The organism is Treponema zioleckii, from assembly GCF_014737315.1.
Lineage (GTDB): Bacteria > Spirochaetota > Spirochaetia > Treponematales > Treponemataceae > Treponema_D > Treponema_D zioleckii.
This window is the reverse complement of sequence record NZ_JPUF01000132.1, coordinates 1-2,117: the sequence shown is the minus strand read 5'-3', so window position 1 is coordinate 2,117 and position 2,117 is coordinate 1. Positions and strand designations below refer to the sequence as shown.

Below are 2,117 nucleotides of genomic sequence, written 5' to 3'. Positions count from 1 at the left end.
CCGCTCGAATTTTCTGACGAGTGGTTTTAGAATTTTTCGCGGACGGAAGTTTTCCGCCGATAAAATTCTTGATGGAGGATTTTAAAACCTGAGCTGAGCTTTGTCTTTCTGGAGCTAAAACTGGCTTTTTAAGCCAGAAAGCGCCTGAAATCCATTGAGATTTGCGGGCTGTCAGTCCAATCAATCTCAATTGTTACCACTACGCGGGGAACAATCCGGTGAGGTATGTGGACCCGGATGGAAGGGAAACATATGGCGCTGATATAACAAAAAACGAGTTTGAAAAAATTTCTGGATTTGGTTTTAAGCCAACTGTAGATGGTAAGACATGGGAAGAAGCCAAAGATTTTTTTAAAGAACACCCTGATGGTTTTATTTACAGAAATCCTGATGAAGTTACTTATCGATTTTATGCAAATGAGGGCGAAGCTAATATTGTAGATCCGAATGCTTGCAATGCGGAGTTGGTTAAAATTCTTGTTGGATCTAAACTTTTGACTAATTTTGTAAAGAAATTATTTTCTCGAAAGTCAGATTCAAATAAAATTGATGATTTTTTATCTGAAATAGACTTCAAAAGAAATCCACATGGAGTTAAATTAGGTCATAGAAAGGGAAATATAGAAGCTCTCTTTAGAAAATTGACGAAAGGGGGAAAGCGTTTAGATTCTGGTGCCTATGAACTGTCAGATGGAACGATTATACATATGCACAATTCTGTTAAAGATCCTAAACATATACCAACTTTAGATATAAAATTCAAAGGTAAAATTTATAAAATCAGGGTTGAACCATGAGCAGTACAGAAATTGAATCTTGCATGAGTTATTTTGCGAATAATATGATAAATCAAACTAAGTTATATTTAGACAAATTTTGGTTATTCGAAGAAGAAATGTATGAAGTATGGATTCCGCTAAAGGATAAGATATTTAAATTTCCTTCGCTCTATGAAAAGGAACGTAGTTGTTTAGATTTTTTTTCAAGCAACTTTGCGACATATACAATAACAGGGGGATGTCTATTTTCAAAAAAGTCATATAAAAATCTTACAAAAATAATGAAAAAAATGAAGGAAAAATATTTGATTATTATAGAGGATTATTTGAATCCTAATGCCCCTCCTCATACCGATGGACCTGCCTTACATTTTAAAATTCCAGTTGGGCTTAAATGGTCAAATTTTTATATCAAAGAATTACAAATTTGCGAAGAACTGATAAAACGACCTGTAAGGAATTTTTTTGTATTTGGCGATTCTGGCAACTGGGGAAAATACATTGCAAATGATTTTGAATGGCCTCTTGAAATAACGGGATATTCACCAGAACTCAAGAAGATATTCAAAAAACACTTTTATTTTCCAAAAAAATATAGGAAGGATTTATTATCTGAACGGAGTGATTGTGCAGAGAAAATTATAAACGAATGGAATTTTTTGGAAAAAAAATAACTTTTTGTAATCAAAAGTTCCCCTCATAGGGCCTACAAATCGCGATTTGTAGGCCAACCCAAAAATCCACTTTTCCCCGGAAAACCCGCCACAAAAAGCGCCTTTTCCGGGGAAATTTAAGGATTACGCTACATATAGCGTAGTTTTTGTCGTTCTAAAACCGCTCTGAATCAACTGACGAGTGGTTTTAGAATTTTTCGCGGACGGAAGTTTTCCGCCGATAAAATTCTTGATGGAGGATTTTAAAACCTGAGCTGATTTTTGTCTTTCTGGAGCTAAAACCGGCTTTTTAAGCCAGAAAGCACCTGAAATCCATTGAGATTTGCGGGCTGTCAGTCCAATCAATCTCAATTGTTACCACTACGCGGGGAACAACCCGGTGCGGTATGTGGACCCGGATGGAAGACTTGTTGCTCCTGCTCCAATTCCAATGTAGCCTCCTCCTATTATTCCGCCCCAAAGGGAGAAAAAAGGTTCCGTGATTGACGATGGTTTCTATCAGATTCCATCGTCAAATCCTAATACAGTGTTTCCTTTGTCGCCCGGATTACAACCTAGGAAAACAACAATATTTCCTAATTTGGGATTCGGACAAAAAATAATACTGGGGTTCTACCTTTTACTCCTTGAACCTGCAATAATTTTATCTAATCAGGCGCCTGGC

General features: G+C 36.5%; 3 protein-coding genes. All 3 read left to right on the top strand.

Annotated features, from left to right (window positions below):
• The first annotated feature begins 227 nt into the window (after positions 1 to 227).
• On the top strand, positions 228 to 797 hold the full coding sequence (locus tag JI65_RS16810; RefSeq protein ID WP_191018317.1) for a hypothetical protein: 570 nt from the start codon (positions 228 to 230) through the stop codon (positions 795 to 797).
• Positions 794 to 1,453 (top strand): hypothetical protein, encoded by a 660-nt coding sequence (locus JI65_RS16805; RefSeq protein ID WP_191018316.1) that lies wholly within the window; start codon positions 794 to 796, stop codon positions 1,451 to 1,453. Before JI65_RS16810 ends, JI65_RS16805 begins: the two co-directional genes overlap by 4 nt.
• A gap of 478 nt (positions 1,454 to 1,931) precedes the next feature.
• Positions 1,932 to 2,117, top strand: a 186-nt coding sequence (locus JI65_RS17215) for a hypothetical protein (protein ID WP_207106109.1), incomplete at its 3' end; no start/stop codon positions are given.